Annotated in this window: 1 protein-coding gene; it reads right to left on the reverse strand. The window is 49.1% G+C overall.

Annotated features, from left to right (window positions below):
* On the reverse strand, positions 1 to 324 hold a 324-nt coding region (locus IQR33_RS33580), incomplete at both ends, for an MFS transporter (RefSeq protein ID WP_228013998.1).

A 324-nucleotide genomic window follows, 5' to 3' on the forward strand; every position in this document is an offset into this window, starting at 1 on the left:
AGTAGCCAGATGTATTTGTTGTTAAATACGTACGATTTCAGAATTTCTCGGTAGGTGAGGCCACGTCCGTAATTTTCTTGCGCAAGTTCTAGTGCGTCGTTGCGCCATTGGCCGACACTTGGTAAACCCATTGTTGTGGGTTTGTCGCGCAATCGCCAACAAACGAATAGACCGAGTAATACCCCGATGATGCCGGGTAGAATAAAACCTTCACGCCAGCTGTAGTGCAACGTTATATAGCCCACCAAAATAGGGATCAGCGCGCCACCAACGTTGTGTGCGGTGTTCCAAATCGCCCATAAGAAGCCACGCTCGGAACGTGAA

Origin of the sequence: Vibrio sp. OPT46 (assembly GCF_015163535.1) — a bacterium.
In the GTDB taxonomy this organism is placed as follows: Bacteria; Pseudomonadota; Gammaproteobacteria; order Enterobacterales; family Vibrionaceae; genus Vibrio; species Vibrio alginolyticus.